Origin of the sequence: Kitasatospora sp. NPDC004745, from assembly GCF_042873275.1 — a bacterium.
Classification (GTDB): Bacteria; Actinomycetota; Actinomycetes; order Streptomycetales; family Streptomycetaceae; genus Kitasatospora.
On record NZ_JBIALK010000005.1, the window covers coordinates 136802 to 163153 of the forward strand.

Genomic DNA, 26352 nt, shown 5'->3' on the forward strand with positions numbered 1-26352 from the left:
CGGGCGGTGCGGGGTGGTGGGAGCCGGGGCGCGGGGTCGGTGCGGCGACGGTGGGCGGCTCGCGCCCCGGGCCCGGTCGTGCCACATCGCCCGCGCCACTGCCGAATCCGCCGAACAGCGGGAATTCCCGGCTGCACCGGCCCTGTTCGGACCGGCCCAGTTCGGACCGGCCCAGTCCGGACCGGGCGGGGCCGGGCGGGACTCACCCGGACCGAATCCGGCCGGCAGTCGGATCCGGAATCGAAACGCCCCCTTCCCGTCCCGTGGGGGGAATTCCTGCGGTGTCGTCGATTCAGCCGCCGAACGCGACAGCCGACGGACCCTCGAATGCGGATGTGGAAAGTCCGCCGTACGGCGAACGGCCCGCCCCGCCGCCCCGGGTGGGGAGCGGCGGTGCGGGCACGGTGCGGGCGCCGGCCGTCAGACGGTCTCGTAGTGCCAGCGCGAGCAGGAGCCGTTGGAGCGGCAGATGCGCCAGGCCAGGCTCTGCCCCCACATGTAGCTCGGGTTGGGCTCGTCGCGCCAGCTCCCCTTGCCGTTGTAGTTGGGGATGGGGTCCTGCGAGACGCCGTTGACCTTCCACTGCACGTAGGGGTACTGGCCGTCGGCCTCGGTGTCGCCGATGCCGAACATGTGCCGGTTGGGGTCGTGGTAGCCGTAGGCGCCGTAGATCCAGTCGTTCTCGGCGTTGGCCGTTCCGACGCTGGCGACCGTGGCGGTGAGGGCGAGCAGGCCGACGGCCGCGATTTTCCTGAGACGCATGAGGGATCCGTTTCTCCGAAGACGAGTCGGGGACGGTTCAGGCTTTCGGCGCAAGCCTCGCCCACCGGCGGATCGACTGACTTGTAAAAACGCGAACGGCCTTGTTGTTTTGGCGAGTTAGGGCTGCCCGAACAATTCGCGATCGGTATATGTCGGGACGTGCTGCGGTGGTTTCCGGCACGATGGCCCGGTGAATTCTCCCCGTGCTCGTCAGCAGTCCCTCGCGCCCCGCGCGGCGACGTCCCTCCCCGCCGCCGGGGGGTGGTGACGTGCTGCCCCACGTCCACCGGATCACCAAGTACGACCCCGCCGACCGGGACGATCGCGGCGCCTACGTCGGGACGCTCGACCCGGTCAGTGACCACGGCCCGGTCGAGGCCGCCTACCTCGCGGCGATCGCCGCCTTCGCGGAGGAGAGCGGGGTGCGGCACCTGGAGGTCCGTGAGCCGCAGGTCGCGCCCGGCTTCACGCACTTCGGCCTGGAGCCCCCGGTCGAGGGCCACGGCCTGGCCGGCCTCTTCCCGCCCGACCTCACCGGCTACCACGACGGGGCCCGGGTGCCGCTGCCGGTGGCCCTGGAGCTGGTGCGGGCCATGCTGCGGGACAGCGGCGCCTGGTGCCGCCTGGAGGCCGAGGGCGCCTTCGCCGTCCACGTCGGCTGGGACCAGTACGTGTACGTGGGCAGCGCCCGGCCCTGCCCGGCGGCGGTGGCCCGCACCCGCGCGCTGGGGCTCTTCCCGGAGCCGGAGGACGCGTCCCCGTACGACGTCGAACCGGACGGCCGGGGCGAGCGGCACCCGGCCGACGACGCCTTCTGGGCCCGGGTGCGGCGCAGCGTGGCGGCGGGCCGGGCGGCGCTGCTGGAGGAGGTGCACGTCGACAACGCCTCGCGCTGGCACCGGCTGACGGAGGGCTCCGTCGCCGCGGTGCGGGCCGGACTGGCCCCGCGGGCACGACTGGCCGTCTGGCCGGACCTGTCCCCGGACGTCGCCGGCGTGCTGGCCGCCCTCACCGGCGAGGACTCCCTGGTCGAGGTCGTCTGGGAGGACCAGGACGGCCGCATCACCGGGGTGGTCGTCGACGAGGACGAGTTCGAGGCCGTCGCCGCCCGGATCGCCGACGCACGGGCAGCCGCCGTCCTGTCGGTGTACGTCGACGAGCGTGCGCCGCTGCTCACGGCAGTCCTGCCGGACCCCGACGGCGTGGTGCGGGCCCGCTGGAGCACCGAACCGATCCCGGGCGGCGGGGACCGGGGCGGGGGCGGAGCCGTGGGTGCGTGCCCGTAGTGGGGCGTCGGCCCGAGACACCCCGGGCGCCCCGGGCGCCGCCCCGGCATCGCCCGGACCTCCCCCGACCGCCCCCGCCTCGCCCCGACCGATCCGGTGGTGGCGCGACCGACCCGCCCCGGGCCGCCGTGGGCGCCGGCTACCCGATGGTGACGGTGCGGGTGCCCGTCCGCTGCAGGTGGGCGTCGATCAGGGCGAAGGTGGCCTCCGGCTGTTCGACGTGCGGCAGGTGGCCGGCCTCCGGGACGACCTCGAGTCGGCCGTTGCCGAACGCGCCGGCGTAGGCCGCGCCGTAGGCGGGCGTGACGACGCGATCGCTGGCGCCCCAGAGCAGGAGGGTGGGCACCTGGACGCCGCCGAGCCGCTGCAGCAGCTCGGGGTCGTGCATGTAGGGGTCGCCGGCGAGCAGGCGCATGGTCGCGGCGTTGGCCTGCCTGCGGGCGAGTTCCTCGGCCGGGAGGTCGGCGACGTGGTAGCGGTCCGGGTCGTGCCAGGAGAGCTCGGCGAGGCCGCGGGCGTCGAGGGCGGAGACGTCCGCGATGGGTTCCGTCTCGACGTGCACGCCGACCGCGTCGATCAGGACGAGGCCGGTGATGATTCCGGCGGTGTCGCGCACGGCCATCTCCGCGGCCGTCCAGCCGCCGAGCGAGGAGCCGACGACGAGGACGTCGCGCAGCGCTCGGTCGTGCAGGAGCCGCAGGTAGGCGCGGGCCAGGTCGTCGATGCCGGTGAGCCATGCGGGGCGGGGGGATCCGTCCCATCCGGGGTGCACGGGCGTGATGGTGCGGGTGGTGCGGGAGAGGTGTCGGGCGAGGCCGGCGACGGTGGCGGGGCCCCCGCCCCCGTGGAGGACGAGGACGGGCCTGCCGGTTCCGGACTCGTCGAGCCGGAGGGGGAGGTCCGAGGGCGGGCCGGCGGGTGCGTGCGGGGTGTCTGTGGGCATGCCTCCACTGTAACTAAATATCTTTATATAAGCTAGCTTGGTTGTTCGGTAGACTCGCCCCATGCGTAATGAGCTGCAAGAACTCGGCAGGGCGGTCAAGCAGGCCCAGTACCGGCAGCACCGGGCGCTCGACAGCGCGCTCTCGGCCACCGGCACGACCCTCGCTCAATGGGACGCCCTGCGGGCGATCAGCCGATCGCCCGGCGCCTCGGGGCGCGAGCTCGCCGCAGCGACCTTCCAGACCGAGCAGGCCTTCGGGACGCTCGTCGGCCGCCTCACGGCCCAGGGCCTCGTCGACCGCAGGCCGGGGCACGGTCGGCGCCTGGAGCACCACCTCACCCCTGCGGGTGAGCAGGTCCTGGCGGCCGGCCACCAGGTCGCCGACGAGGTGCTCGCCGCGTGCTTCGCGCCCCTGCCCGATGCGGAGCGCGCGACCCTGCTCACCCTGCTCCGGCGCCTCACGGAGGAACAGGGCGCGTGACCCGAGGGCCCCGGAAGGCCCCGGTCCTCGGCGCTCGCCCGGCGCCTGCACCTGCGCGTACCCCGGCGCCTGCACCTGTGCGTACCCCGGCACCGGGCCGACCGGCGCGCCCGTCCGTGCACCGCGGCCCGCCGGACGGCGGCCCCGCTCGACCCCGCGATCCGCGCCGGTCCGGCGGACCGGCCGGCGGCGCCGACCGCCCGGCGGTGTGATCGGTCCGGCGGTGTCAACGGTCCGCAGGGCCGTCCGGGCCGCCACCAGCCCCGCCGCCAGGCCGGCCGTCCACCTCGTCGCCCGCCTCGCCGTCCGCGGGGACGACAGCGGGGACGACAGCGGGGGCGACGGCGGGCAGGGTGCGGATCGCCGGGATCGCGAACAGCGCCACGCAGCCGGCCAGGCAGGCGAGCGCCGAAACCAGCAGCAGGTGCGCGGGGGAGGCCAACGCGGTGGCCGGCCCGGCGAGGATCTGGCCGAGCGCGATCCCGGACACCGAGCCCGCCAGCTCGTACGCGGTGACCCGGTTGAGCACCGCGGGCGGGGTGTGGGTCTGCACGCTGGTCGCCCACATGACCGACCAGAAGGCCCAGGCGCCGCCGCCGAGGACGTGGCACACCAGCAGCACGGGCAGCCCCGCGCGCACTCCCACGCCCAGCGGCAGTACCGCGTACAGCACCATCGCCGCCGCACCGGCGGCCAGTGGTCGGGCCGGGCGCAGCCGCAGCGCCAGCAGGCCGCCGAGCACCGTCCCCACGCCCAGGAAGGAGACCGCCAGCCCGTAGGCGTCGGGGCCGAGGCGGGTGCCGACCAGGGCAGAAGCGAGCGGCACCAACGGGCCGAACAGCAGCACGCCGTAGCCCACCCAGATCAGGATCACCGCCCACATCCAGGTGCGCGCGCGGAACTCCTGCCAGCCCTGGCGCAGGTCGCTCCGGAACGATCCGCCGCCGCGGCCGGGGGAGTCGGCGCCGGTCCGGGTGTCGACCCGCACGAGGGCCAGGCACAGGGCGCTGACGAGGAAGGTGCCGGCGTCGATCGCGTACACGGTACCGGCGCCGGCGAGGGTGATCAGCAGCCCGGCCAGGGCCGGGCCGAGGAGTTGGGCGAGCGCGTCGGCCACCTTGAGCGTGGCGTTGGCCCGCTGCGGTTCGCGGGCGACCAGCGGCACCATCCCGTTCACGCCGGGCTGGAACATCGCGGTGGCCGCACCGGCCAGGGCCGCCATGGTGACCAGCAGCCAGAACGGCGGCGGGCCGGCGAGGAACGCGGCCGCCAGCACGCCCTGGGTGAGCACCCGGGCGAGGTCGGCTCCGACCATCATCCGGCGGGCGCCGATCCGGTCGGCGAGCACTCCGCCGAACAGGACCAGGGCGACGACCGTCGCGGTCCAGGTGCCGAGCACGAAGCCGACCCCGGAGACCCCGTACAGCGCGCCGACCGCGAGGGCGGCGGCCACCGGCATCATCGCGTCGCCGAGCAGCGAGACCGCGCGGGCGGTGAAGTAGAGGGTGAAGCGCCGGTCCCACAGCGGGGGCCGGCCGGGCGGCGGTGCGGGCGGAGCCGGAGGTGCGGCCGGGGGCCCCGGTCGGGCCGACGGTCGGGCCGCGGGCTGGGTCGCGGGGAGGCCCGCGGCCAGGGGTCGGCGCCGCGCCGGGGGCAGCGGCAGGGGCCGGGGTCGGGGAGTCGGTGCGGTGGTCACGCACCGATACTGGTCTGGACCACTTGCCCGGCCCCAGTGTCCCGACCGACACGATCGGGTACTTTCACGCCATGACGCTCCGTCCGCCGCCGAAGCCCCCGGAACTGCACCGTGTCGTCGCCCTGCTGCAGCCCCCGCAGCCGACCTTCCCGCTCGCCTGCGCCAGCGAGGTGTTCGGCGACCACGGCCCCGCGGTCCCCGCCCGCTACGCCTTCGAGGTCTGCACCGAGCACCCCGGCCCGGTGCGCACCGAGGCCGGCTACGACCTGGTGGTCACGGCGGGCCTGGAGGCACTGGAACGCGCCGACACCGTGCTGGTCCCGGGCTGGCCACGGCCGGCCGACACCGAGGTTCCGCCCGCGGTGGTGGAGGCCGTCCGCCGGGCGCACCGGCGTGGCGCGCGGATCGTCGGCCTCTGCTCGGGAGCGTTCGTCCCCGCCGCCGCCGGACTGCTGGACGGCCGGCGGGCCGCCACCCACTGGGCCCGGGCCGCCGAACTGGCCGCCCGCCACCCGCAGGCCCGGGTCGACCCCGCCGTGCTCTACGTGGACCACGGCGACGTCGCCACCAGTGCAGGCTCGGCGGCCAGCGTGGACCTCTGCCTGCACCTGGTCAGTGCCGACCAGGGCGCCGCGTACGCCATGCGCGTGGCCCGGCAGATGGTGATGCCGCCGCACCGCGAGGGCTGCCAGCTCCAGTACGCCGATCTGCCCACCTCCGGGCCGGTCCCCGACTCGCTCGCCCCGCTGCTGGAATGGCTGTCAGGACACCTCGACCAGCCGGTCAGCGTCGCCGAGATGGCGCTTCGCTCGCAGGTCTCGGCCCGCACGCTGACCCGGCGCTTCACCGAACAGCTCGGCGTCAGCCCCGGCCGTTGGCTGCTGGACCGGCGGATCGCCGCGACCCGGGCGCTGCTGGAGGAGACCGATCTGCCCGTGGAGACCATCGCGCGCCGCGTCGGCCTCTCCTCGGCCGTCAACCTGCGTCGCCGCTTCCACGAGGCCCTGCACACCACGCCCGCCGCCTACCGGCGCGCCTTCCGCGCCAGCGTGCCCGGGCAGGCCGTTCGGGCCGGATAGGCGGCAGCCGCCGACGCCCTGGACGCGGATCCACGCGGATCCACGCGGAGCACGGCGAGAACGTCCCGTGGCCCCGCCCCGGTAGCGGGGCGCCCACGGCACCGCACCCGTCGGCGCACGGGTGCGGTTCGAGGGCGGCCCGCCCGGCCGCGCCCGCACCCCCGACGACGTCGTCGCCGGGCCGGCCGCGCGGCTCGCCCGGCGACGGACCCCCGTGAAGGCCCCCGACCCGTGGCCCCGGCCCCTCAGCGTTCGCCCAGCGCCTGCACCTGCGCGTACCCGGGCACCGGGCCGACCGGCGCGCCCGTCCGCACCGCCCTCGCCGCGTCGACGGCCGCACCCAGTGCGGCGCGGTAGAGCAGCGAGCCGAGGCTGACCCGGGCCACGCCGAGGTCGGCGAGCTCGGCGAGACCCGGGCCCTCGGGCGACCAGAGGACGTTGAGCGGGGCGGTCAGCCGGCCCGCCAGCTCCGCGATGGCGCCGGGTGTGGCCAGCCCGGGCACGAACACGCCGTCGGCACCCGCGCGTTGGTAGGCGTCGAGGCGCCGGGCGGTCTCCGGGCCGGGGTCGGCCTGCCCGGTCCAGTAGGTGTCCGTACGCGCGTTCACGAACATCTCCGGCACGGCCGCCTTCACCGCCGCGACCTTCGCCGCGTGGACGGCGACGGGCCCGAGCGTGCCGTCCGCCCGGCCGTCCTCCAGGTTGATCCCCACCACCCCGGCCCGGGCCAACTCCACGGCCAGTGAGGCGACTTCCTCCGGGTCGTCGCTGAAGCCGGACTCCACGTCGACACTGAGCAGGAAGCCCCCGCGCCCGAGCCCGCGGGCCAGCCGCAGCGTCTCCTCACGGGTGGCGGCCGTGCCGTCGGGCAGGCCGGCCGCGGCCGCCACCCCGAGGCTGGTGGTCCCGATCGCGGTGAACCCCTCGGCGGCCAGGGCCGCCGCTGAGGCGTGGTCCCAGGCGTTCGGGAGCAGCAGCGGCCGGCCGGGCCGGTGGTGCAGGGCGGCGAACGGGGTCATCGTGATTCCTCTCCGAGAGCGGAGGCACCGTGCAGGATGCCGCCGGCGATGGCCAGGGCGTGCGCCCGGCCCGGGCAGATGCGGGGCGACGCCCCGAAGGTGAGCGGTTCGCGGTCCGGCTCCTGGGCGGCGACGAGGTCGAGCAGCACCGGCGTCCCGGCGGGCAGCGCGACCCCGGCCACGGCGGTGTCCCGGGCGGCGACCCGCCGCATCATCCGCACCGGCGGATCATCCCGCAGGGCAGCCTCCAGGCCCGTCCCCCGGCGTGCGTGCTCGACCAGGGCGGCCGTGGCCTCGCAGGCCTGGACGAGCAGACCGATCCGGTTCGCGGCCCGCTCCTGCCCGGCCCCTTCCCGTCCGGCGCTTTCCCGTCCGGCGCCTTCCTGGCCCGTGTCCTCCCCTCCTGCGCCCTCCTGCCCCGGGTCCTCCTGCTCGGCCCCCGCCTCCCCGCACCCCATCGCGGGCAGCAGCCTCGCCACCGCCGCGTCCGCCTCCGGATCGTCCGGCGCGTCCGCGAAGTACGCCCGCGCCACCAGCACCACGTCCCGCGCCACCGCCTCCGGCTCGGCCAGCCCGAGCTGCGCGGCGAGCGCCCGCACGACCCGCAGCCGCACGTCGGACGCACACCCGGTCGCCGCGGCCCGACGCAGTGCACCGGGGTCCAGGGAGGCGAGGTCGGCCTCGACCAGGGCGCGGCGCCGGGCGTGGACTTCGCCCGAGCCGAACCGGGCCACCCGAGCCCGCAACCAGGCCACCCCACCCGGCGGCCCGTCCGCGGCCGGAGGCGGCACCAGGGATGCGTCCGCCAGGGCCGCGATCACGTCGTCGTAGCGGTCGAACACGATGGGTTCCGTCATGCCCGCCACGCTAGGACCACGTCGTTTCGGCCCCGGCCGAACCGTTCCCGCGCGACCATGGGGGCATGTCGCTCGCCCGCTTCGCCGCCCTGCTCGCCGACCCCACCCGCGCCGCCTTCTGCACCGCGCTGCTCGACGGACGCGCCTGGACGGCGCGCGAACTGGCCCGGCACGCCGGCGTCGCGCCGTCCACGGCCAGCGAGCACCTGTCCCGGCTGATCGAGGGCGGCCTGCTGGCCGAGGAACGCCAGGGCCGGCACCGCTACGTCCGGCTGGCCGACCAGACCGTCGCCACCCTGATCGAGGACCTCACCGCCTTCGCGGAACGCGGCGCACCCGCACCGCGCACCCTGCGCGAGGCCACCCGGCTGAGTGCCGAGGCCCGTGCCCGGGACCTGCTACGACCACCTGGCCGGCCGCCTCGGCGTGGCCGTCGCGGACGCCCTCCTCGACCGCGGGCTGCTCGCCGACGAGGCCGGCCTCACCGTCACCGAGCACGGCCGCGCCTGGCTGGCCGAGCAGGCCATCGAGCTCCCGCCCCGCGCGGGCCGCCGGGGCGCCCGCCCGGTGGTGCGCAGCTGCCTGGACTGGACGGAGCGCCGCACCCACGTCGGCGGGGCCCTGGGCGCGGCACTGTGCCGCACGGCGCTGGACCGGGCCTGGGTGGAACGGATCGGCTCCGGCCGAGCCCTGCGGGTCACCCCGTCCGGCACCCGGGCACTGCACGACCTCCTCGGCGTCCGACCGGAGGCGACAGCCGCTCGGTGACGCCCCGGCCCTCGGACGCCCTTCACCGGGTGCTCGGCCGGTTCCATCCCCTGGTAATTCGATGGCGCGAAGCGCACCCACCATCGACCCTGGTCACCGTGTCAGTACCCAAGCACCAGATCCGCGCCCTCCATACGCCCACCACCGTGACGGTCTACCAGGCGTACGCGCCGGAGATCGGCCTGCCCGCCGCACTCGACGGCCGCCGCTTCCCCGCGGCCTGGCGGCGGGACCGGATGACGTGGATCAAGCCGTCGTTCCTCTGGATGATGTACCGCTGCGGATGGGCCGCCAAGGAAGGCCAGGAGACCGTCCTCGCGGTCGAGATCACCCGCGAGGGCTTCGAATGGGCCTTGGAGAACGCCTGCCTGTCGCACTACGAGCACGGGCTGCATCCCGACCGCGCCGGCTGGAAGCGCCGGCTCAAGCGGGCCCCGGCGCGCGTGCAGTGGGACCCCGAACGCGACCTGCACCTCCAGCCGCTCGCTCACCGCTCCCTGCAGCTCGGCCTCGCCGGTGAGGCCGCCGAGCGCTACGCGGACGAGTGGATCGTCTCGATCAGTGACGTCACCACGCTCGCCCACACGATCCGTGCCCACGTCAGGGACGGAGCTCTCGACGCCGCCCGCCGACTCCTCCCCGCAGAGAGCCCCTACCCGGCGGGCGACGGACTGCTGGCGCATCTGCGCGGCTGAGCCGTCACCGACGACCGGCGCCTGCGGACCCCTCGTCAGCTCGCCCCGGGCCCCGGGAAGGCGCTTCACGCGCAGCAGGTGGTCGAACACGACTGGTCGGACGTCAAGCCAGGGGCGTCGGGCGGAGGTCGGCCAGGTCGCGTCGGTAGGCGAGGGCGGCCCGGTCGTCGAGGCGGAACTCGTGCCGGACCTGGAAGCCGTTGCGGGCGAGGACCGCCTGCGAGGCGGGGTTGTCGAGGGTGGTGGCGGCGGTGAGGAAGTCGAGGCCGTAGACGGTGGCGGCGAGCCGGCAGACCTCGGCGACGGCGGCGGAGGCGATGCCGCGGCCGGCGGCGGATTCGGCGATGCGGTAGCCGAGTTCGGCGCCGCCCTCGGCGAGGTCGACCAGGTTGACGCGGCCGAGGAGTTCCCCGCCGGCGTCGCGCACCACGTGGAACCTGCAGGTGCCCCCGGTCTGTTCGGCGAGCAGGGCGGCGTGGCGGGCCGGGAACTCGGCGAAGTAGGCGTCGCCGCGGTCGGGGATGCTACGGGCGAAGTACGCGCGGTTGGCGCGCTCGAACGCCAGCAGGGCCTCGGCGTGGTCGGGACGCAGGAGCTCCAGGGTGGGCATCCGGCCAGTCTGTACCTCGGGGCTTCGGTGAACCACCGGATTTCCGGCCCGGCGCCGGACACCGGGCCGGATGCGGCGCTGGACACTGCGCCGGACGCCGGGCCGCCGTCCGCGGTGGCGTCCGCCTCACCCGGTGGACGCAGCCCGTCCTGGAGGGAAGGCTCCGGCCAGGGATGTCCGCAATCACCCTGCAGTGCAAGCAATATGATGATTCATCAGCAAAGGGTGTTCACGCCGGTTCCGAAGACCAGGTCACCAGAACCGGGCGAGCGCACTGTCCTTGAACGGCTGCGGGGAGACGCTCATGTACCCGGAGAACGGCCGGTCGAGGACGATGACCAGGAGCAGGCTGAAGCCGACGAGCGCGGCCACCGAACCGACGAACAGCAGCCGCATCCGCCGGCTCCGGATGCCGTACAGGAAGGCGGTCAGCGTGATCACCACGGCACCGCCGAAGATCAGCACCTGCAGCAGGGTCGGCAGCTGGCCGTGGCTCACGGCGATCCGGGCCCGCCGCTGGGCGGCGACGTCGTTCAGGCTGTCCAGGGCCTGGGCGTAGAAGGCCTGTTCGGAGGGGGTTTCGGGCTGGTAGTCCGCGAGGGCCCCGTACATCCCGTCGAGCGCCCGGGTGGTCACCGCGGAGTCGCCCTTCCCGGCCCGCATCAGGGGCCACTGGTCCTCGACGACGGCGTGTACGTAGCCGTGGACGGCCGCGTACACCGCCTCCCGGGTCGCGGGCGGGAAGGCCCGGGCGTCGCGGGCGATCTGGGACACCGCGGTCGCCTCGGTGGACACGACCCTGCCCGTGTCCTGCAGCTCGGTCCACAGGTTGACGATGACGAACGCCAGGATGATGCCGTAGATCGCGCCGAACATCCCCAGCACCACGCCGACCATCTCGTTGTGCTCGCCGTCCGCGAGCGCCGGGAACCGGCGCGCGGCCAGGACGCTGCCCGCCAGGGCCAGCAGCACGAAGCCCCCGACCCCCAGCACCGCCAGGGGCGCGGCCGGGGTGTGGTTCAACAGCCAGAGCTCCACGGTGCTCCTCGACGGCCGGTCGGCCGGCTGCGGTGGTCAGGGTGGCTTGCCGTGCTGGTCAGGCCATTCCCGCGGCCCGGGGCGGGCTGCCGGGCCCACGGCCGAGGCTAACCCGCACCCGGGCGCGCGGCGCCGGAGAAACCCCGGGGCGCCCGTCAGCCGCCGCCCATCCCGCCCTGGGCGGCGACCATGGTCAGGTTCAGCCCGGACACCGCCCGGGCCAGCCCCGGGGCGGCCTCGACGGCGACCCGGTCGGTGAACGCGGCGATCCGGTCGGCGTGCTCCCTGCGGTCGTGGCGGGAGAGCACCAGCCGCAGGTGCCCGTGGGCGGCCAGGGCCGCGAGCACCGCCTCCTCGTACGGCACGTCGGCGACGGGGGCGGTGCCGCGCACGAGCCCGGCCACCCGCACCTGGAGGTCCAGGGCCTCGCGCGGGTCCTCCATCGCCACGGCGCGCCGCGGCGCGACCGGGCCGTAGGGGTCGCGGTCCGTCACGGTCATGACGCCGAGCACCGCGAGCCGTTCCTCGACGGCCTCCAGGGTGTCCTCGCGCCCGCGCTTGATCCACGACTTCCAGGTGCGCTGCTCGCCGCCCAGGTCGGCGAGCAGCGCGTCGAGCACGCCGTCCCCGGTGGGGTCGGCGCGGACGACCCGGACCCGGCCCCCGTCGTCCTCGGCGGCGGCACCCCGGCGGGCGAGCTCGGCCAGGGCCGCGGCGCGCACCAGGAAACCGGCGCGGGCGCGGTCCTGCAGGGTCCGGGCCTCGGTGTCGAAGGCCAGCAGGTAGGTGGCCAGATGCAGTGCTCGGCTCATGGCACCGACGATACGGCGCGCCCGACTGCCCGCCGTCAGCCCGCAGGACGGACTGCCCCTCCACCCGCAGGACCACCCGTCCGGCCGCCGTCCTCCTCCGGTCGGTACGCCCCCCGCGCCGGAGCGCCCGCCGTGCCCTGCACCCCGTGCGCCCGCGGGCCCGGGAAACCCGGTTGACGCGGGGTGGAGCATGGAACGGTGATCACCAGGGACCGTGCGGTCGAGCTCGTGGAAGCCCAACTGGCCCGCCAGTGGGAGGAGTCGCCGGCCGAATGGTCTTTCCCCGAGCTCGCCGTGGCCGGCGCGCAGGAGCACGAGGTCGGATGGCTGCTGGCCGTGGACTCGGCGGAGTACCTCCGCACCGGCGACCTCCGCCTGCGGACCACCGGCTGGTGCGGGACGTACCTGGTGGACCGCTTCGACGGCAGCGTCCACTGGTTGTCCCCGCTCGCGTACACGGACGACTGGCAGGAGCGCTACCTCCGCCAGGTCAAGGGCGGCACCGGCTTCGACCCGCTGGTGATCGCCCTGCGGGAGGTCCTCCGCACCAGCGGTACGGCGGCCGCGATGCAGTACCTGCGCAGGCGGGCACCCGCCCTCGGACTGCGGGAGGCCAAGGACTTCACCGTGACCGTCGCCAGGGGGGAGCGCCCCGCCCCGGACCTGGTGCGCCTCACCTGGACGGAGGAACCGGACATCGAGACCCTGGCCGGTCCCCTCGCCTGAGCCCCCGCCCGCGTCCCCGCCCCTCGCCTGAGTCCCCGCCCCCGCCCGCGTCCCTGCCGCCGTTCCCGCGTCGCCGTCCGGCTGCCCGCCCTCGCTCCGCCCCTGCCCGGGGGCGCCGCCCTCCCGTCCGGCGCCCCGTCCCGCTGCCCCCGCCGCCGCCCGCGCCGCCCCCCACCGGTGCCCGCGGACTGCCCTTCCGGCCCTCCCGGCAGCCGCCGCGAGGCCCTAGTCTCGGCCCCGCCGGGGCCGGGCAGGGACGCAGGGACGTGGAGGGGCTGGGGAGAGTGCGGAAGACGGAGACACCCGCGGTCGCGCCGACACCCGAGACGGCGCCGCGGCGACGAACCCGGGACGCGGCCCCGCACCAAGGCTCGCAGCAGGCCGCCGGCCGGTCCGCGAGCCCGGCCGGACTGGGCGTGCTCCAGCGGACGGTGGGCAACGCCGCGGTGACGCGCCGGATCCAGCGCCAGCAGGACCCGGGGGCGGTCCGGGAGGAGGCGCGGCGCAACGCCGCCGACCCCACCGCGCACGGTGAGTGGGGCACGTTCCGGGCCATGATGGCCCAGGCGGGCTTCCCCGCGGACGTCACCGAGACGGCCTGGCAGCTCGTCCTCGGCGGCATCGCCGAACAGGGGCAGCTCAACGACGAGGCGATGGCGAAGTTCACCGAACGTCAGGACCAGCGCGACTACCGCGCGTCGAACTCCTGGTACCAGGAGCTGGTGAAGGTCGTCGGCGACTACCTGGAGATCGACACGCCGACGCTGGCCCTGTGGTCGGGCGGCCGGGAGGTCAGCGACTACGCCCGCGCCAAGGGCCACACCCCGCTGGAGTCCACGCCCTTCGGCGGCGTGGTCGACAAGCTGTCCCTGACCCCGGACTGGCTGCTCAAGACGCCCATGTGGAACGTCCTGTCCAAGGCCTTCGTCAGCCGCGCCCGCGGCCCCGTCCACATCTTCCTGCGGGCGTACGACCCCGAGAGCGTCCTCATCGCGCAGGAGGTCCCGCAACTGCGCCTGGTCATGGCGCTGAACCCGGCGGTCAGACTGATCTGGCACCCGGTGTACGCCGATGCCGACGGCCGGCTGATGGAGGTCGCCAACGACCTCGCGCTGACCTCCGACGCCTCCTACCCGACCCGGGACAAGTGCGTGCAGGTGCTCTACGACTACCTGCGGCTCGTCCACGACCCGGCCAACGCCCACTCCGGGCGCGCCCACGCGGAGATGAGCTCCCGCCTCGCGGCCAACGGCAACCCGCAGTAGCAGCGGGCCGCGCCGGGCTCCTCGGCGGCTTCCGGCAGCCGCCGCCGTCAGTCACCGCCGTCAGTCACCGCCGTCCGCCTGCCCGGTCCGCCAGGAGAACTCGATCTCCAGCTCGATCTCGCCGTCCTCCAGCTCGACCTCGATCTCGGTGCGCAGCTCGTCGGGGATCCGCAGCGTCAGCTTCCCGGGCCCGAGCTCCAGCTCGGCCTGGCCGCCGCGTCTGAGCGCGGCCGCCAACGCCTCCAGCTGATCGGCGGCCTCGGCACGCGACAGCGTGCGCTTCTGTTCGAACTCGAGGTCCTTCACGGGACGCCTCCCGGGACGGTGGAACAACAGGTGCCTCCCCATTCTCACGCCGCACCCCGCCGGCGGCCCGGCGGAGCCCGCCGGGCGCCCGGAAACCGGCCCGCGAGTGCGTCCGAAGAATTGCTCCTTCCGTCCTCGCCGGGCGGATCCGACGTTCGCCCGGCGCAATTCCGGCCGTGTGGTCCGCCAAGGGGCGGTACCTTCCCCTCCGGTGAATTCCGGCCCCGTGAAACCCCAGGTCAGGGGGCACTGTCAGTGCCTCCCCATAGTGTTGGAGCAACGTCGGAGGGGGCGCCGGAAAGGCGTTGGGAAAGGGGTAGGACCATGTCCGCGAACAGGATCAAGCACAAGGTCAACCACGTTTCGCTGGTGGTCGACAAGTCCGGCTCGATGCGCCAGCACGAGGCGCAGCTGGTCCGTGTGGTGGACGAGTTCGTGAAGGGCCTTCAGGAGGAGTCCGACCGGCTCGGCCACGAGACCCGCATCAGCCTCTACGCCTTCGACCACGAGGTGCAGAACCTCGTCTGGGACATGGACGTCAAGCACCTGCCCTCCCTGAAGGGCCTCTACCGGGTCGACAACGGCGCGACGGCGCTCATCGAGGCGGCCGTGAAGTCCGTCGACGACCTGAAGAACATCTGGGAGGGCTACGGGGAGCACTCCTTCCTCCAGGTCGTCGTCACCGACGGCGAGGAGAACGCCTCCGGCTGTTCGGAGAGCGGCCAGATGCACACCCGCATGAAGGCCGGCCAGGGCGCCGCCGTCCTGAGCGCGTGGAAGGACCGCATCAAGGGCGCCCTGGACGACCTGCCCGAGCACTGGACGTCGGCGATCCTGGTGCCGAACTCCCTGGCCAAGCGCACCGCCCAGGAGTACGGCTTCCCCGCGGGAAACATCGCGATCTGGGACGCCGACTCGGGCAAGGGCGTCGAGGAGGCCATCGGCACCGTCAAGACCGCCGCCACGAGCTTCCTGCGCGGCCGCGAGCAGGGCGTACGCGGCACCAGGAACCTCTTCACCATGGGCCACGACCTCAACACCGCCGACGTCGCGGCCAACCTCGACGCCCTGGACACCGGCAGCTACATCCTCGTCCCGGTCGACCAGCCGAGCCCGATCCGCGACTTCGTCACCCGCTCCGGGCACGCGTACAAGACGGGCTGCGCCTACTACGAGCTGTCCAAGCGGGAGAAGATCCAGGGCAGCAAGCAGCTCGCCGTGGCGGAGAAGGACCCGGCCACCGGGCAGATGACCGGCCGGGTGTTCTCCGGCCCGGCCGCCCGCCGGCTCCTCGGGCTGCCGGCCTCGGAGGTCACCGTGAAGCCGGGCGAGAACCCGGCGTACACCGTCTTCGTCCAGTCGACCTCCGTCAACCGGAAGCTGGTCCCGGACACCAAGCTGCTCGTCATGCTGTAGCCGCGACGACCGCCCGTGCCGCCGGCCCCGGAACACCGGGCCGGCGGCACGGGCGGTCGCGCAGCCGTCAGGTCGAGCGGCACGGTGGTCGAGCGGTACGGCCGGTCGCGGGGCCGGAGACCGCGCAGCCGCGCAGCTGCGGGGTCGCGCGGCACGGGCGGTGGCCGGTCAGTCGGTGCAGACGGTGCCGGCCGCGGGCAGGGCGAGGGTGGTCAGATAGCGGTTGGTGGCCGCCGCGGCGCACTTGGAGACCAGGAACAGGCTGTAGTCGTCTCCTTCGTGGCCGAGCACGACACTGCCGGGCAGCTGTCCGGCCATCGCCGCGCCCGCCTGGAACGGGGCGAGGGCCTGGTGGGTGGACTGCAGGATCAGTGCCGCCGGCGCGCCGCCGACCGGGCCGCCCGCCTTGACCGGCCGGGCCGGCACGGGCCAGCCGAGGCATCCGGCCACCGCCTTGTACGAGCGCACGGCGCCGCCGAGGTGCGGGGACACCCGGGCGAGGTCCTGCTGCAGACGGGCCAGGTCGTCGAAGGTGCGCACCGGCGAGGCGTTGTCCAGGCAGGCCGGCACCTGGACCTGGACCGGGTCCATGGTGTCGTCGGAGTCGTGGGTGAAGTCGATCGCGTTGGGGCGCTGCGGGTCGGTGGCCTTGACGATGGCCTCGGCCAGTTCCCGCCAGGCGGGGAACGTCAGGGTGAGGAAGCCCTGGGTGGCCTCGCGGATGTCCTCGCCCGTCAGCGGCTGGTGGGCGGAGGAGCCGGTGGGGACGGGCGAGCGGTCGGCGGCGGCGACGAGACCGTCGTACACGGTTGCGACGTCCTTGCCGTGCAGGGCGCAGTCCGCCGCGGCGGTGCACCAGGCGGCGAAGCGGTCGAAGGCCTCCTCCGCGGCGGCCGCCTCCTGGGTGATGCGGGTGAGCGGAGCACCGGTGTCGTCCAGCGCGGTGTCGAGGACCATGCTGCGCAGCCGGCCGGGGTAGAGCTCGGCGTAGGTGCGCCCGAGCAGCGTGCTGTAGTGGATGCCGTACCAGTCGACCTGCTGCTCGCCCAGGCCGATCCGCACCGCCTCGAAGTCCCGCGCGGTGCTGGTCAGGTCGACGTTGGCGGTGAGCTGGCCGTTGCGGCGCCGGCAGTCGTCGGCGAAGGCCCGGTTGTGGGCGGCGAGTGCGTCGAAGGCGGCCCGGTCCTTCGGGAAGTGGGTGACCCCGGCGGGCTTGAGCGGCTCGCCGCAGACGATCGGCGTGCTGTGTCCCACCCCGCGCGGGTCCACCGCGACCACGTCGAACTTGCGGGTCATGTCCCCGGCGAACTGCGCGAATCCGATGTGCATCGCCAGCCGCAGCTGCTCGATCGAGGAGCCGCCGGCACCGTCGTTGAGGAGCAGGCTGCCCTGGCGGTGCGCCTGGTCGTCTGCCGGTCGGCGGACCAGGGAGAGGGTGAGGTCGGCGCCGCCGGGGCGGGACCACTCCACCGGCACCCGGATGGTGCCGCACTGCATGCCGGTGAAGTCGGTGTCGGCACAGGCGTGCCAGTCGATGCGGCTCGCCCGGCCTCCGTACCCGCCGTCCTCCGGCTGGGCGATCGCCGGGACGGCGATGGCGGTGGTGATCGCGGCGGCCGCGGCGGCGATCCAGCGGCGGGCGGTTCTGGTGTGCGTCATGGGGGAGGTCCTCGCTCTTCCTCGGGCCGAGTGCCCGGCCCGGCGGTTCATGCCGCACAGACTGGCGGTGGCGGATGTCCACTTCCCAGAGCGATCGGCGGCGGGAACTGTCCACTCCTGTCCGCACCTGCCCACCACCCCCACCACCGCCACCACCCCCACGACTGACGGAATGTCACGGTCCCGTCTCTGTCATGTCCTGACGACTGTGACGCCACCGGTGCCACCGAACACGCCTGACCCGTCGTCATCCTGGGTGTCCGAAGCAGTCAGCACGCACCGCCACCGGGGAGTCCTCATGTCCGTCCGTCACCGCCGCCCGCTGCTCGCCACCGCCGTCCTCGTCGCCGGGGCCGGACTCGTGCTGACCGCCTGCGGACCGGACAACGCCGACCCGGCCGCCGGGCCGACGGCCCCCGCGAAGAGCGCGGCGGCCACCGCGCCGGCGACGCCCGCGCCCCCGGCGACGGGCGCCCCGGCCACCGGTGCCCCCGCGACGGGTGCACCGGCAACGGCCTCGCGCCCCGCCACCCACACCCCGCCCGCCACGGGCGCCGCCCCCGCCGCCGACCACCCGTGCGACATCCAGAACCTCACGATCCGGGTGACCGCACGCCAGGGGGCGCCGACGCAGCGGGTGATCGAGGTGCACAACACGGGCGCGAACGCCTGCACCCTGAGCTCCTCCCCGGGGGTCGACCTCGGCAACTCCGCCGCGCGCGACCAGAGCAAGAACCTCAGGCCGGTGCTCGCCAGCGGCACCGCGCGCTTCCCCGTCCCCGCCGGCCAGAACGCCTATGCCGTCATCGACCTCAACCCCGGCGGCGCCACCACCGGCACCGCCCCCGGCATCAACGAAGTCAACGTGCTGGTCGACCAGGACGGCACCAACATGCCCCTCGCCAACACCCACAACTTCCCGCTCGACGGCGGCACCCGGGTCCTCAACCCCACGATGGGCCTCTACCGCCCCACCGTGCCCGAAGCCGTCACCTCCCTGGCCGCCGCCGGCAAGTGACCCACCCCGACACCACCCCGACACCACCCTCCCGGCGGGGCCGTGGGGAAATCGGGGGTGGTCGGGCGGGCGGACTGGCAGACTGGTGATCATGAACGCCGACCGGCGCCCGCTGTGGCAGCCCTTCTCCGAGCCCCTCGTCGACCAGCCCGCGGTCGAGGAGCGCGAGCGGCTCCTCCCGGTGGAGCGCCTGCCGTTCCGGGAACCGTCGGCTCCGGAGCCCGGCATCCCGCGGCAGGGCGCCGCCGGCGGGCGCAGGCCGCTCGGCTCCGGAGGGCTCACCTTCGCCGCGGCCGACGGGGCGCTGCCCGGCGGATCGTGACGCCGTGGACCGGGGTGGGCGACGGCACCTCGACGGGGCCGCGTGTCGGCCTTCGCGCGCCGTACGGTCGGCGAGGTGGGATGGTGGTGCGCCACGGGGCGGATCGGCCATGAGAACCTGCCCGGCCGGCACTACGTCGGCCGGCGGGCGGGACGACCCGCCCGCCGGAAGCAATCCCTGAGGAGAAGGCACCACCTTGGCAACCGACTACGACGCTCCGCGTGACACCGGCGACGAGAGCAGCGACGACAGCATCGAGGCGCTGAAGAGCCAGCGCGACGACAAGCAGAGCTCCGCCGTCGACGTGGAGCCCGAGGCCGTCGAAGGGCTCGAGCTCCCGGGCGCCGACCTGTCCGGTGAGGAGCTCACCGTGCGGGTCGTGCCCATGCAGGAGGACGAGTTCACCTGCATGACCTGTTTCCTGGTCCACCACCGTGCCCAGCTCGCGGGCGAGGACCGCAACGGTCAACCCATCTGTCGCGACTGCGCGTCCTGACCGCCCGGGGAGCCCGTACCCCGGGCCGGCCCGCCCGCGACCCGTCGACGGCAGCAGGCCGCGGGCGCCGGTGAGCCGGGCCCGTCGTGGGGCGGGGGGAGTCCCTTCGTCCGTTCGGGGCGCCCCGGCCGCGGGCGTCGGAGGCACCCGCCGCCACGGGTGATCGCGGCCCTCCGTGCGCGGGAAGTCGGATCCGCCGACTTCCCGCGCACGGCTGCGGTCAGCGCGCATGGAACCACCACGCCGAGGCGAGGTGGAGGACGGCCAGCAGGCCGGCACACACGGCCATCCCCGGGTTGCGCTGCCGCACGCCGATCGCGGAGTCGCCGATCTGGGCCAGGCCGGCGATCGCGAGGACCGGGGCGGCAGCGGAGCGGTCGCCGGTCGCGAGGAGGGCGAGCGTGACGGCGGCGAGGGGGATCGCCCTGGCCCCGTAGGCATGGGCGTACAGACGCGTGCCGCCGTTGACGGCCGTGCTCCTCGGCAGGATCAGACCCGGGGCCGGGGGAGGGTCGCCGCTCACGGGTCCCGGCCGGGGCGGTCCGGACACCTTCGGTGACGGTCTTTCAGATGTCCGTGCGTACCCGGCCGATCGGGCGTGCGCGCGGCCCGGATGCCGGTCCGCGGCGCGCCGAGGCGTTCCGGTGGGCGCTCCCGTGGCCGTTCCCGTGGGCGTTCCGGGGCGGCTCCACCTCCGGGTGGAAGGAGGGCCCTGCGGTCCACCCGCGGGTGGTGGTGGAGCCCTCCGGTGGCGGAGGAGCCTTGGGCCATGGGCTCTCTGCATTCGGCAACCGTCGCGCTCACCTGCACGTGCGTCGCGATCTTCTGCGCGGCCTGGACGGCCGGCGTCCTCTACTTCGCGGTCGCGGCTCGTTCCGGCCTCCGCGGATGGCTGCGCGGGCTGCGCCGTTCGATGCTTCGTCGGGTCCTGCTGGTCGGCGGCGGCTACGCGCTGTTCGCCCTGCTCGACCGGACCCGGGACTTCTGGCAACACCTTCGCTACTGGCAGCCGGTGCTCGCCGTCGCGGGCGCGCTGCTGGCGGTGGCGTCCACCGCGCTCCTCCTGTGGGCCCGCTGGGTCCTGGGGGCGATGTGGGCCAGCGTGCCGACCGTCCAGGAGCGGCACGAGCTGCGCACCGACGGCCCCTACCGGCTGGTCCGCCACCCCATCTACACCGGCCTGCTGGGCCTGATCGCCGGGGGGATGGCGGCCTGCGGGTTCGGCGTGTGGATCGCCTACATCCTCGTCGCCGTGCCCTGGTTGCTGCTGCGGGTCCGGGCCGAGGACGCCATGATGGCCGGGCGGTTCGGCGCGGCCTACGAGACCTACCGCGCTCGCGTCCCGGCGCTGGTTCCGCTGGGCCTGCCGGCGGCCTCGGGCCCGGCCGGGCCTCGACGGCGCTGACGGGGCGGTGGCTCACCCCGCCGGGAGTGGGTATCCGCCGGGAGCAGGTAGCCGCCCGGAGCGGGCCGTCGCCCGGAACAGCCTCCCACCTGCTGCCGGCCGCGGCAGCCGGGTGTGGACGGGAGCCGCCGGGCCCCGCGGACGGCGGTCCGCGGGGCCCGGTGTTCAGGGGCCGGTGTTCAGGGCCGGGCGTGCCGGGGCCGGTGACCTCCGGCACGCCGGATCCTCCGGGAACGGGCGGCGCGGCGCTCCCCGGCGCGCGGGGACGCCGCGGTCACGGCGGCCGCGACGACGAGCGGGACGACCATCAGCACCATGGCGGCGGACATGCGCACCTCCGGAGCAGGGCTGGACAGATGGTGTCCGCCTGCCCGCCCCGGCTGCGGTCATGTCCTGCTTCACCCGCCCCGGTGACGGAATCACCCGCTCGCCGACCGGATCCTGCGGCCGCGAACCGCCGACCGCGAACCGCTGACCGTGACCCGAAGGCCACGAACCGCCGACCGCGACCCGAAGGCCACGAACCGCCGGGCGGTCAGCCCTGGCGGTCAGCGCCGACCGGTCACCGCGCGGCGGGGTCCTCGTCGTGGTCGCCGAGGGTGAGCAGGACGCGGCGCAGCAGGCCGGCCAGCTGGTCGCGTTCGGTGCCGCTGAGCCCGGCGAGCTGGCGTTCCTCGCCGGCGAGGTGGTGTTCGACGAGCCGGTCGGTGAGTTCCCGGCCGGCGTCGGTGAGGGAGATCAGCACCCGGCGCCGGTGGGCGGGGTCGACGGCCCGTTCGACCAGGCCCTTCGCCACGAGGTGGTCGATGCGGTTGGTGAGCGCCGCGGAGCTGACCATCACGGCGGCGCTGAGCTCGCCGGCGGTGAGGACGTGCGGGGCGCCGGAACGCAACAGGGTGGCCAGGACGTCGAACTCCCAGGGCTCGACGCCGTGGACGGTCAGGTTCTCCTTGATCCCGCGCTCCAGCAGGCGCGAGGCCCGGGAGAGCCGGCCGATCACGGCCATGGGGGAGGTGTCCAGGTCGGGGCGGACCGTGCGCCACTGGGCGGTGATGCGGTCGACGCCGTCGTACTGCGGCTGCTGGGCGGTCATGTTCCGAGTCTAACATTTCGACATGGAAGTGTTTGACATCGCGGATCGAGCCCGACTATAGTTTCGACATCGAAATGTTCGACATAGGGGGAACATCGTGAAGGTCCTGCTCACCGGCGCCACCGGCTACATCGGCACCGTCGTCTCCGAGCACCTCGCCGCCGCCGGCCACCAGGTCGTCGCGCTCACCCGAAGCGCCGAGCCGCAGCCCGACCGGCCCTGGCAGGCCCAGGTGGTCGGCGACACGGCCGACCCGGCCTCGCTGGCCGGCGCGGTCACCCCGGAGATCGAGGCGGTGATCCACCTCGCGCCCCCGAGCGGCGACGCCGACGTCGACACCGCCGTCATCGAGGCGCTCGTCACCCCGCTGCGCGGCACCGGCCGGCCCTTCGTCTACACCAGCGGCGTCTGGGTGCTCGGTGCCACCGGCGAGGCCCAGGAGGTGGGCGAGGAGGCCCCGACCGACCCGATCGACATCGTCGGCTACCGCCCGCGGATCGAGCGGCGGGTGCTGGCCGAGGCCGCCGAGGGCGTGCGCGCGGTCGTCGTCCGCCCCGGCATCGTGTACGGCCGTGGCGGCGGCATCCCCGCCATCCTGGTGGACCGGGCCCGGACGCAGGGGGCGCCCGAGTACTACGGCGAGGAGGGCGTGCGCTGGCCGGCCGTCCACGTCGACGACCTGGCCGAGCTGTTCGTGGCGGCCGTCGAGCGCGCCGCGGCCGGCACCGTCTGGCACGGCGTCGGTGAGTCTGCCGTCCCGGTCCGGGACCTCGCCCGGGCCGCCGGTCGCGCCGCCGGGGTGGCCGCCGCCCCGCACGCGGTGCCGGTGGAGAAGGCCGCAGAGGTCTTCGGCCCGCTCTTCGCGGACGCGCTCGCCCTCGACCAGAGCGTCAGCGGCGCCGCCGCCCGCACGATCCTCGGGTGGCGGCCGGACCGTCCGGGCGCGGTCGCCGAGGTCGAGTCGGGCTCGTACGGTCCGGTGCCGCAGGGCTGACCGTCCGCCGGCCGTTGCGGTCGACGACGTTCGTGGGCGGCATCCGGTGCGCCGGTGCCGCCCACCGGCCTCGGTCACGCGGCCGGGCGGTCCGTCCACCCGGTTCGGCGGAGGGCCGCTGACCTGCTAGTCTTCTTCTCGTCGCGAGGGAGATGATTCCTCGTCAGGCGTCAGTGGTGCTACCAGAGCACGTCCTACTTTCAGTAGGGAGAGTCCGTGCAACCCGGGCCTGGCGCTCAACGGTCGGACGAGGTCCGGCACCCCACCAGGGGCCGGACCTCGTCCGCGTTCCCGTTCGCATCCGGCCCGTCCGGGGGTGAGGCCGACGGCTCCGGCGGTCCGGTCGACGCGTGCGAGCCGTCCCGCGCGGCCTTCGTCACCCTTCGTGCGGCGGGAACGGCCGTCCTCACTTCGAGTGATCCGGTTCGGCGTGGAACGGCCCACCGGGGCGCCACCCCGCCCTCGTGCGCCTCCCGAACCCCGTTTGCCTCCCGGGCCCCGGCCCGCTACACACCATCCCGACACCGTGCGTGAAACCGGGAGGTCTACCCATGAGCGTGACGAATCGGTACCGGGACAACTGGGAGGGCTTCTGGCGGGACGCCCCCGAGGAGCCGGGGGCGGTGATCTGGGACGCCGAACCGGGCCTCACCGCGGCCCGCCACCTCGAACTGTTCGACCGCCACCTCGCCGACCCCGGTCTGCCCGTCGTCGACCTGGGCTGCGGCAACGGCACCCAGACCCACTTCCTCGCCGACCGGTTCGCCCGAGCCGTCGGGGTCGACCTCTCCACCGCCGCCCTCGACCTCGCCCGGCGCCGCAACCCGCCCGGGCGGGCCGAGTTCGCGCCCCTCGACGCCACCGACACCCGGGCCGTCCAGGCGCTCCACGACCGCCTCGGCGACGCCAACGTGTACGTGCGCGGCGTCATCCACCAGAGCGAACCGGCCGACCGTCTCCCCGTGGCCCGGGCCATCGCCACCCTGATCGGCGAGCGCGGCCGGGCCTTCGTCGTCGAACTCCGCGAGTCGGCCAAGGCCGTCCTGGCCGACCTCGCCCGGGGCCCCGCCGGGCCGCCTCCCAAGCTGCGCCCGGTCTTCGCCCACGGCCTGGCTCCCGCGGAGGTCGCCGACGCGGCCTTCGCCGAGCTCTTCCGCACCGCCCGTCTCACCGTCCTCGCCACCGGTGACCTGCCGCTGACCACCACCGAGTTCACCCCCGACGGCCGGCGGATCGACCTGCCCGCCCAGTGGCTGGTCGTGGCCGCGAACGGGGCCGAGCCGGCCTGACCGCCGGGGCCCGACCGGCGGGATCCATCACTGCTGGTGCTGGACCGCATCATGTCCGTCTATTGGACGGATGGTCAGGCCTGCCGCAGGGTTGCTCCCATGGGGAACGCGACGACTCACACCTACGGGAAGGCCGGGATCCGGGCCATGATCGCGGAGGAGCGCCGGGAACTGGCCGATCTGTTCGACGGCCTGCGGCCCGACCAGTGGGAGGAGCCCAGCCTCTGCGCGGGGTGGCGGGTCCGGGAGGTCGCGGCGCACATGTCGACGGGGTTCCGGCTCTCCCTGCCCGCGACGATCCGGGAGCTGGTCAGGGCCCGGGGAAGCCTGCACCGGATGACCGACCGCGTCGCGCGCAGGGAGGCCGCCGCCTGCTCCGCGACCGAACTCGCCGCGTTCCTGCGGGAGGGCGCCCACCACCCCTGGACGCCGCCGGTCGGCGGGATCCGGGCCGCGCTCGGCCACGACGTGGTGCACGGCCTGGACGTCACGGTCCCCCTCGGCCTGGACCGGCGCGTGCCCGAGGAGCGGCTGCGGGTCCTGCTGGACGGGATCCGCCCCGCCGGCCTCAGGTTCTTCGGCGCGGACGTCGACGGGGTGCGGCTGTGCGCCGAGGACCTGGACTGGTCGTACGGTTCGGGCGTCCCGGTGTACGGCACCGCCCAGGACCTCCTCCTGCTCGCCTTCGGCCGCAGGCTTCCGGCCGGCCGGCTCCGGGGCGAGGCGAGCAGCCGCTTCACCGCGGCCTGACCGCCGGCACCCCGCAGGACGAAGGGCCCGCGCCGCACGTCCTCAGGCCTCGGGTCCTCAGGCCCTCGGGTCCCGGTCCCCGGACGGCCCCGACGTCAGGCCGCGGGTGCGGGAGCGGGCGGCGATGACGCCTCCGGCGCGGGCCCGCCGGGCAGCCGGGCGAGCCGGAGCGTGCCGACGTACGCCACCACCACGGCGACGATCACCAGCGGGACGACGGTCAGACCGGCCTCGCCCAGCAGCAGGGTGGCCAGCATCGTGGCGGTCATCGGCAGCTTCAGCATCGCCACCGTCATCGCGCCCATCCCGATGGCGAATCCGGCGGTGGTGCCCAGACCGGGCAGGTGGGACAGGGCGAGGCCGCCGGTCGCGCCGACGAACACGGCGGGGAAGACCGGGCCGCCGCGGAAGGCGCACAGCGAGGCGCAGTAGGCCAGCGACTTGCACACCAGCAGGACGAGGAGGGTGGCGGCCGTGTAGCCAGCGCTCTGGTCCAGCAGTGGCCCCAGGGCGTCCTGCCCGGAGAACAGCACCCCGGTGGCCGGCCGGTCGGTGATCACCGCGTACACCAGCGCGATCACACCGACGGCGACGCCCATCAGGACGGTGAGCGGCAGGCGGTGGCGGTCCACCACGCCCTGCAGGGCGAGCGAGGAGCGGCGGATCGCCTCCCCGAGCAGCGCGGCGACCACGCCCGCGAGGATCGCCCAACCGAACTCGCCCAGGGTCGGCCGGCCGGCGGCCGGCACCTGGTTCAACGTGAGGGAGTAGGTGCCGAGGCCGGTCCAGGTGCCGAGACCGGTGAAGATCAGCGACCCGATGCCCGCGGCGAGCAGACCGGGCACCAGCACCACGCCCATCACCGGCCCGCCCAGGCCGGACGCCTCCATCAGCAGGAACGCGCCGACCAGCGGCGAGCCCAGCAGCTCGCTGATGGCCGCGAAGCTGCCGGCCGCGCCGATCACGGAGACGGCGCTCGGCGGGGCGTCCCGCTTCAGCAGTCGGACCGCGCCGACCGCGAGCCCGCCGCCGAGGGCGATCAGCGGGGCCTCCGGACCGAGGACCACCCCCAGGCTGAGCGAGACGATCGCCGCGACCGCCACGCCAGGCACCGACGTGAACGAGGGCGTGCCCCCCGTCTTGAGCCCCTCCGCGGGCCGGTGGCCCCCGCCACCCGGCAGGTACCGGATCGTCAGGGCGACCAGGACGCCCGCCACCGCGAGCAGCGGGATCGGCCACCAGTCGGGGGTGCCGTGGAAGCCGAGGCCCTTCGGCAGGTCGTCGAAGACGAGCGACTGCAGCTCGGAGACCAGGGCGAGGAACCCGAACGCGCCGGCCGAGATCGGGACGCCGAGCAGGGCCGAGAGCGCCAGCACCACCAGGTAGCCGGGGGAGCGGACCATCGCCAACGGGTCCTGTGACGCCGCGGCGGGCCCGGTCGGACCGGTGGGGGTGGGTCGGGCCGGCATGTGCATCGTCTCCTCGACGGCTGGCCCGCCGGGAACACCGGTCGCACGGGCCTGGATCTGGTGGGGGCGCGGACAGCGGGTCGGTCGGTTCAGTGCTC

28 protein-coding genes and 1 pseudogene are annotated in these 26352 nt (G+C 74.9%); 15 read left to right on the forward strand and 14 right to left on the reverse strand.

Annotated features, from left to right (window positions below; translation table 11 throughout):
• Nucleotides 1-420: 420 nt before the first annotated feature.
• Entirely contained in the window at nucleotides 421-762 is a 342-nt protein-coding gene (locus ACFYUY_RS11850; RefSeq protein ID WP_387900172.1) for a hypothetical protein, read from the reverse strand.
• A gap of 269 nt (nucleotides 763-1031) precedes the next feature.
• On the opposite strand from ACFYUY_RS11850, the gene ACFYUY_RS11855 reads away from it, so the two are divergent.
• Nucleotides 1032-2048 carry an RNA-binding protein gene (locus ACFYUY_RS11855; protein WP_360206402.1) on the forward strand — a complete coding sequence of 339 codons (1017 nt, stop codon included), beginning with the start codon at nucleotides 1032-1034 and terminating at the stop codon, nucleotides 2046-2048.
• A 139-nt stretch (nucleotides 2049-2187) separates the two neighbouring features.
• On the opposite strand, the gene ACFYUY_RS11860 is transcribed toward ACFYUY_RS11855, so the two are convergent.
• Complete coding sequence (locus tag ACFYUY_RS11860; RefSeq protein ID WP_387900174.1) at nucleotides 2188-2991, reverse strand: alpha/beta fold hydrolase; 804 nt, start codon at nucleotides 2989-2991, stop codon at nucleotides 2188-2190.
• A gap of 61 nt (nucleotides 2992-3052) precedes the next feature.
• On the opposite strand from ACFYUY_RS11860, the gene ACFYUY_RS11865 reads away from it, so the two are divergent.
• On the forward strand, nucleotides 3053-3472 hold the full coding sequence (locus ACFYUY_RS11865) for a MarR family winged helix-turn-helix transcriptional regulator (RefSeq protein ID WP_387900176.1): 420 nt from the start codon (nucleotides 3053-3055) through the stop codon (nucleotides 3470-3472).
• 226 nt (nucleotides 3473-3698) lie between these two features.
• Here the strand turns inward: ACFYUY_RS11865 and ACFYUY_RS11870 are convergent, their stop codons facing one another.
• Nucleotides 3699-5168 (reverse strand): MFS transporter, encoded by a 1470-nt coding sequence (locus ACFYUY_RS11870; protein WP_387900177.1) that lies wholly within the window; start codon nucleotides 5166-5168, stop codon nucleotides 3699-3701.
• A 71-nt stretch (nucleotides 5169-5239) separates the two neighbouring features.
• On the opposite strand from ACFYUY_RS11870, the gene ACFYUY_RS11875 reads away from it, so the two are divergent.
• A complete protein-coding gene (locus ACFYUY_RS11875; RefSeq protein WP_387900179.1) occupies nucleotides 5240-6247 on the forward strand; it encodes a GlxA family transcriptional regulator in 1008 nt (335 codons plus the stop codon).
• A 245-nt stretch (nucleotides 6248-6492) separates the two neighbouring features.
• Here the strand turns inward: ACFYUY_RS11875 and ACFYUY_RS11880 are convergent, their stop codons facing one another.
• Both ACFYUY_RS11880 and ACFYUY_RS11885 read right to left on the reverse strand, forming a co-directional pair.
• Nucleotides 6493-7266 (reverse strand): isocitrate lyase/phosphoenolpyruvate mutase family protein, encoded by a 774-nt coding sequence (locus ACFYUY_RS11880; RefSeq protein ID WP_387900181.1) that lies wholly within the window; start codon nucleotides 7264-7266, stop codon nucleotides 6493-6495.
• On the reverse strand, nucleotides 7263-8123 hold the full coding sequence (locus ACFYUY_RS11885) for a hypothetical protein (RefSeq protein ID WP_387900183.1): 861 nt from the start codon (nucleotides 8121-8123) through the stop codon (nucleotides 7263-7265). The genes ACFYUY_RS11880 and ACFYUY_RS11885 overlap by 4 nt, the downstream gene beginning before the upstream one ends.
• A 65-nt stretch (nucleotides 8124-8188) precedes the next feature.
• Between ACFYUY_RS11885 and ACFYUY_RS11890 the strand changes: the two are divergent.
• Together ACFYUY_RS11890 and ACFYUY_RS11895 are read left to right on the forward strand one after the other, a co-directional pair.
• Nucleotides 8189-8891: pseudogene (locus ACFYUY_RS11890) on the forward strand (ArsR/SmtB family transcription factor).
• 98 nt (nucleotides 8892-8989) lie between these two features.
• A complete protein-coding gene (locus ACFYUY_RS11895) occupies nucleotides 8990-9586 on the forward strand; it encodes a DUF4291 domain-containing protein (protein WP_360206379.1) in 597 nt (198 codons plus the stop codon).
• Nucleotides 9587-9689: 103 nt separating this feature from the next.
• On the opposite strand, the gene ACFYUY_RS11900 is transcribed toward ACFYUY_RS11895, so the two are convergent.
• The 3 genes from ACFYUY_RS11900 to ACFYUY_RS11910 form a co-directional block, all read right to left on the reverse strand.
• Nucleotides 9690-10196 (reverse strand): GNAT family N-acetyltransferase, encoded by a 507-nt coding sequence (locus tag ACFYUY_RS11900; protein ID WP_360206377.1) that lies wholly within the window; start codon nucleotides 10194-10196, stop codon nucleotides 9690-9692.
• Between the two features lie 252 nt (nucleotides 10197-10448).
• Entirely contained in the window at nucleotides 10449-11234 is a 786-nt protein-coding gene (locus ACFYUY_RS11905; RefSeq protein WP_387900185.1) for a DUF4239 domain-containing protein, read from the reverse strand.
• Nucleotides 11235-11389: 155 nt separating this feature from the next.
• A complete protein-coding gene (locus tag ACFYUY_RS11910; protein WP_387900187.1) occupies nucleotides 11390-12046 on the reverse strand; it encodes a GPP34 family phosphoprotein in 657 nt (218 codons plus the stop codon).
• A 198-nt stretch (nucleotides 12047-12244) separates the two neighbouring features.
• On the opposite strand from ACFYUY_RS11910, the gene ACFYUY_RS11915 reads away from it, so the two are divergent.
• Complete coding sequence (locus ACFYUY_RS11915) at nucleotides 12245-12772, forward strand: YrhB domain-containing protein (protein ID WP_387900189.1); 528 nt, start codon at nucleotides 12245-12247, stop codon at nucleotides 12770-12772.
• Between the two features lie 284 nt (nucleotides 12773-13056).
• Nucleotides 13057-14037 carry a hypothetical protein gene (locus tag ACFYUY_RS11920; protein ID WP_387900190.1) on the forward strand — a complete coding sequence of 327 codons (981 nt, stop codon included), beginning with the start codon at nucleotides 13057-13059 and terminating at the stop codon, nucleotides 14035-14037.
• A 60-nt stretch (nucleotides 14038-14097) separates the two neighbouring features.
• Here ACFYUY_RS11920 and ACFYUY_RS11925 read toward each other — a convergent pair whose 3' ends face one another.
• Nucleotides 14098-14343: an amphi-Trp domain-containing protein gene (locus ACFYUY_RS11925; RefSeq protein ID WP_360206362.1), complete on the reverse strand. Its 246-nt coding sequence runs from the start codon at nucleotides 14341-14343 to the stop codon at nucleotides 14098-14100.
• Between the two features lie 324 nt (nucleotides 14344-14667).
• Here ACFYUY_RS11925 and ACFYUY_RS11930 point away from each other — a divergent pair, with 324 nt between their 5' ends.
• Nucleotides 14668-15759 carry a VWA domain-containing protein gene (locus ACFYUY_RS11930; RefSeq protein WP_387900192.1) on the forward strand — a complete coding sequence of 364 codons (1092 nt, stop codon included), beginning with the start codon at nucleotides 14668-14670 and terminating at the stop codon, nucleotides 15757-15759.
• Between the two features lie 168 nt (nucleotides 15760-15927).
• Here the strand turns inward: ACFYUY_RS11930 and ACFYUY_RS11935 are convergent, their stop codons facing one another.
• The gene (locus ACFYUY_RS11935) at nucleotides 15928-17418 is read right to left on the reverse strand and encodes an alpha/beta fold hydrolase (RefSeq protein WP_360206357.1); all 1491 of its coding nucleotides are present in this window, start codon (nucleotides 17416-17418) and stop codon (nucleotides 15928-15930) included.
• 298 nt (nucleotides 17419-17716) lie between these two features.
• Here ACFYUY_RS11935 and ACFYUY_RS11940 point away from each other — a divergent pair, with 298 nt between their 5' ends.
• The 3 genes from ACFYUY_RS11940 to ACFYUY_RS11950 all read left to right on the forward strand — a co-directional run bounded on the left by ACFYUY_RS11940 (nucleotide 17717) and on the right by ACFYUY_RS11950 (nucleotide 19254).
• Entirely contained in the window at nucleotides 17717-18436 is a 720-nt protein-coding gene (locus ACFYUY_RS11940; protein WP_387900194.1) for a DUF4232 domain-containing protein, read from the forward strand.
• A 91-nt stretch (nucleotides 18437-18527) separates the two neighbouring features.
• Nucleotides 18528-18758 (forward strand): hypothetical protein, encoded by a 231-nt coding sequence (locus ACFYUY_RS11945; RefSeq protein WP_387900195.1) that lies wholly within the window; start codon nucleotides 18528-18530, stop codon nucleotides 18756-18758.
• 196 nt (nucleotides 18759-18954) lie between these two features.
• Nucleotides 18955-19254: a DUF4193 domain-containing protein gene (locus ACFYUY_RS11950; protein ID WP_360206348.1), complete on the forward strand. Its 300-nt coding sequence runs from the start codon at nucleotides 18955-18957 to the stop codon at nucleotides 19252-19254.
• A 220-nt stretch (nucleotides 19255-19474) separates the two neighbouring features.
• Here ACFYUY_RS11950 and ACFYUY_RS11955 read toward each other — a convergent pair whose 3' ends face one another.
• Nucleotides 19475-19777 (reverse strand): DUF4267 domain-containing protein, encoded by a 303-nt coding sequence (locus tag ACFYUY_RS11955; protein WP_387900197.1) that lies wholly within the window; start codon nucleotides 19775-19777, stop codon nucleotides 19475-19477.
• 246 nt (nucleotides 19778-20023) lie between these two features.
• On the opposite strand from ACFYUY_RS11955, the gene ACFYUY_RS11960 reads away from it, so the two are divergent.
• Nucleotides 20024-20659, forward strand: coding sequence for a methyltransferase family protein (locus tag ACFYUY_RS11960; protein WP_387900198.1), 636 nt, complete (start codon nucleotides 20024-20026; stop codon nucleotides 20657-20659).
• A gap of 179 nt (nucleotides 20660-20838) precedes the next feature.
• Here the strand turns inward: ACFYUY_RS11960 and ACFYUY_RS11965 are convergent, their stop codons facing one another.
• Together ACFYUY_RS11965 and ACFYUY_RS11970 are read right to left on the reverse strand one after the other, a co-directional pair.
• Nucleotides 20839-20988, reverse strand: coding sequence for a hypothetical protein (locus ACFYUY_RS11965; protein ID WP_387900200.1), 150 nt, complete (start codon nucleotides 20986-20988; stop codon nucleotides 20839-20841).
• 233 nt (nucleotides 20989-21221) lie between these two features.
• Nucleotides 21222-21752 carry a MarR family winged helix-turn-helix transcriptional regulator gene (locus ACFYUY_RS11970; RefSeq protein ID WP_387900201.1) on the reverse strand — a complete coding sequence of 177 codons (531 nt, stop codon included), beginning with the start codon at nucleotides 21750-21752 and terminating at the stop codon, nucleotides 21222-21224.
• Nucleotides 21753-21849: 97 nt separating this feature from the next.
• Between ACFYUY_RS11970 and ACFYUY_RS11975 the strand changes: the two genes are divergently transcribed.
• The 3 genes from ACFYUY_RS11975 to ACFYUY_RS11985 all read left to right on the forward strand — a co-directional run bounded on the left by ACFYUY_RS11975 (nucleotide 21850) and on the right by ACFYUY_RS11985 (nucleotide 24785).
• Nucleotides 21850-22746: an NAD-dependent epimerase/dehydratase family protein gene (locus ACFYUY_RS11975; RefSeq protein ID WP_360206334.1), complete on the forward strand. Its 897-nt coding sequence runs from the start codon at nucleotides 21850-21852 to the stop codon at nucleotides 22744-22746.
• Between the two features lie 551 nt (nucleotides 22747-23297).
• Nucleotides 23298-24035, forward strand: coding sequence for a class I SAM-dependent methyltransferase (locus ACFYUY_RS11980; RefSeq protein ID WP_387900203.1), 738 nt, complete (start codon nucleotides 23298-23300; stop codon nucleotides 24033-24035).
• Between the two features lie 99 nt (nucleotides 24036-24134).
• The gene (locus ACFYUY_RS11985) at nucleotides 24135-24785 is read left to right on the forward strand and encodes a maleylpyruvate isomerase family mycothiol-dependent enzyme (RefSeq protein WP_387900204.1); all 651 of its coding nucleotides are present in this window, start codon (nucleotides 24135-24137) and stop codon (nucleotides 24783-24785) included.
• A gap of 95 nt (nucleotides 24786-24880) precedes the next feature.
• Here the strand turns inward: ACFYUY_RS11985 and ACFYUY_RS11990 are convergent, their stop codons facing one another.
• Nucleotides 24881-26254, reverse strand: a complete 1374-nt coding sequence (locus ACFYUY_RS11990; RefSeq protein ID WP_360206326.1) for a chloride channel protein — start codon at nucleotides 26252-26254, stop codon at nucleotides 24881-24883.
• Between the last annotated feature and the right edge of the window lie 98 nt (nucleotides 26255-26352).

Coding starts and splice junctions, on each gene's coding strand:
- ACFYUY_RS11850 (WP_387900172.1), bottom strand. CDS start 762: ATGCGTCTCAGGAAAATCGCGGCCGTCGGCCTGCTCGCCCTCACCGCC.
- ACFYUY_RS11860 (WP_387900174.1), bottom strand. CDS start 2,991: ATGCCCACAGACACCCCGCACGCACCCGCCGGCCCGCCCTCGGACCTC.
- ACFYUY_RS11865 (WP_387900176.1), top strand. CDS start 3,053: ATGCGTAATGAGCTGCAAGAACTCGGCAGGGCGGTCAAGCAGGCCCAG.
- ACFYUY_RS11875 (WP_387900179.1), top strand. CDS start 5,240: ATGACGCTCCGTCCGCCGCCGAAGCCCCCGGAACTGCACCGTGTCGTC.
- ACFYUY_RS11880 (WP_387900181.1), bottom strand. CDS start 7,266: ATGACCCCGTTCGCCGCCCTGCACCACCGGCCCGGCCGGCCGCTGCTG.
- ACFYUY_RS11885 (WP_387900183.1), bottom strand. CDS start 8,123: ATGACGGAACCCATCGTGTTCGACCGCTACGACGACGTGATCGCGGCC.
- ACFYUY_RS11900 (WP_360206377.1), bottom strand. CDS start 10,196: ATGCCCACCCTGGAGCTCCTGCGTCCCGACCACGCCGAGGCCCTGCTG.
- ACFYUY_RS11910 (WP_387900187.1), bottom strand. CDS start 12,046: ATGAGCCGAGCACTGCATCTGGCCACCTACCTGCTGGCCTTCGACACC.
- ACFYUY_RS11930 (WP_387900192.1), top strand. CDS start 14,668: ATGTCCGCGAACAGGATCAAGCACAAGGTCAACCACGTTTCGCTGGTG.
- ACFYUY_RS11935 (WP_360206357.1), bottom strand. CDS start 17,418: ATGACGCACACCAGAACCGCCCGCCGCTGGATCGCCGCCGCGGCCGCC.
- ACFYUY_RS11940 (WP_387900194.1), top strand. CDS start 17,717: ATGTCCGTCCGTCACCGCCGCCCGCTGCTCGCCACCGCCGTCCTCGTC.
- ACFYUY_RS11945 (WP_387900195.1), top strand. CDS start 18,528: ATGAACGCCGACCGGCGCCCGCTGTGGCAGCCCTTCTCCGAGCCCCTC.
- ACFYUY_RS11960 (WP_387900198.1), top strand. CDS start 20,024: ATGGGCTCTCTGCATTCGGCAACCGTCGCGCTCACCTGCACGTGCGTC.
- ACFYUY_RS11965 (WP_387900200.1), bottom strand. CDS start 20,988: ATGTCCGCCGCCATGGTGCTGATGGTCGTCCCGCTCGTCGTCGCGGCC.
- ACFYUY_RS11970 (WP_387900201.1), bottom strand. CDS start 21,752: ATGACCGCCCAGCAGCCGCAGTACGACGGCGTCGACCGCATCACCGCC.
- ACFYUY_RS11980 (WP_387900203.1), top strand. CDS start 23,298: ATGAGCGTGACGAATCGGTACCGGGACAACTGGGAGGGCTTCTGGCGG.
- ACFYUY_RS11985 (WP_387900204.1), top strand. CDS start 24,135: ATGGGGAACGCGACGACTCACACCTACGGGAAGGCCGGGATCCGGGCC.
- ACFYUY_RS11990 (WP_360206326.1), bottom strand. CDS start 26,254: ATGCCGGCCCGACCCACCCCCACCGGTCCGACCGGGCCCGCCGCGGCG.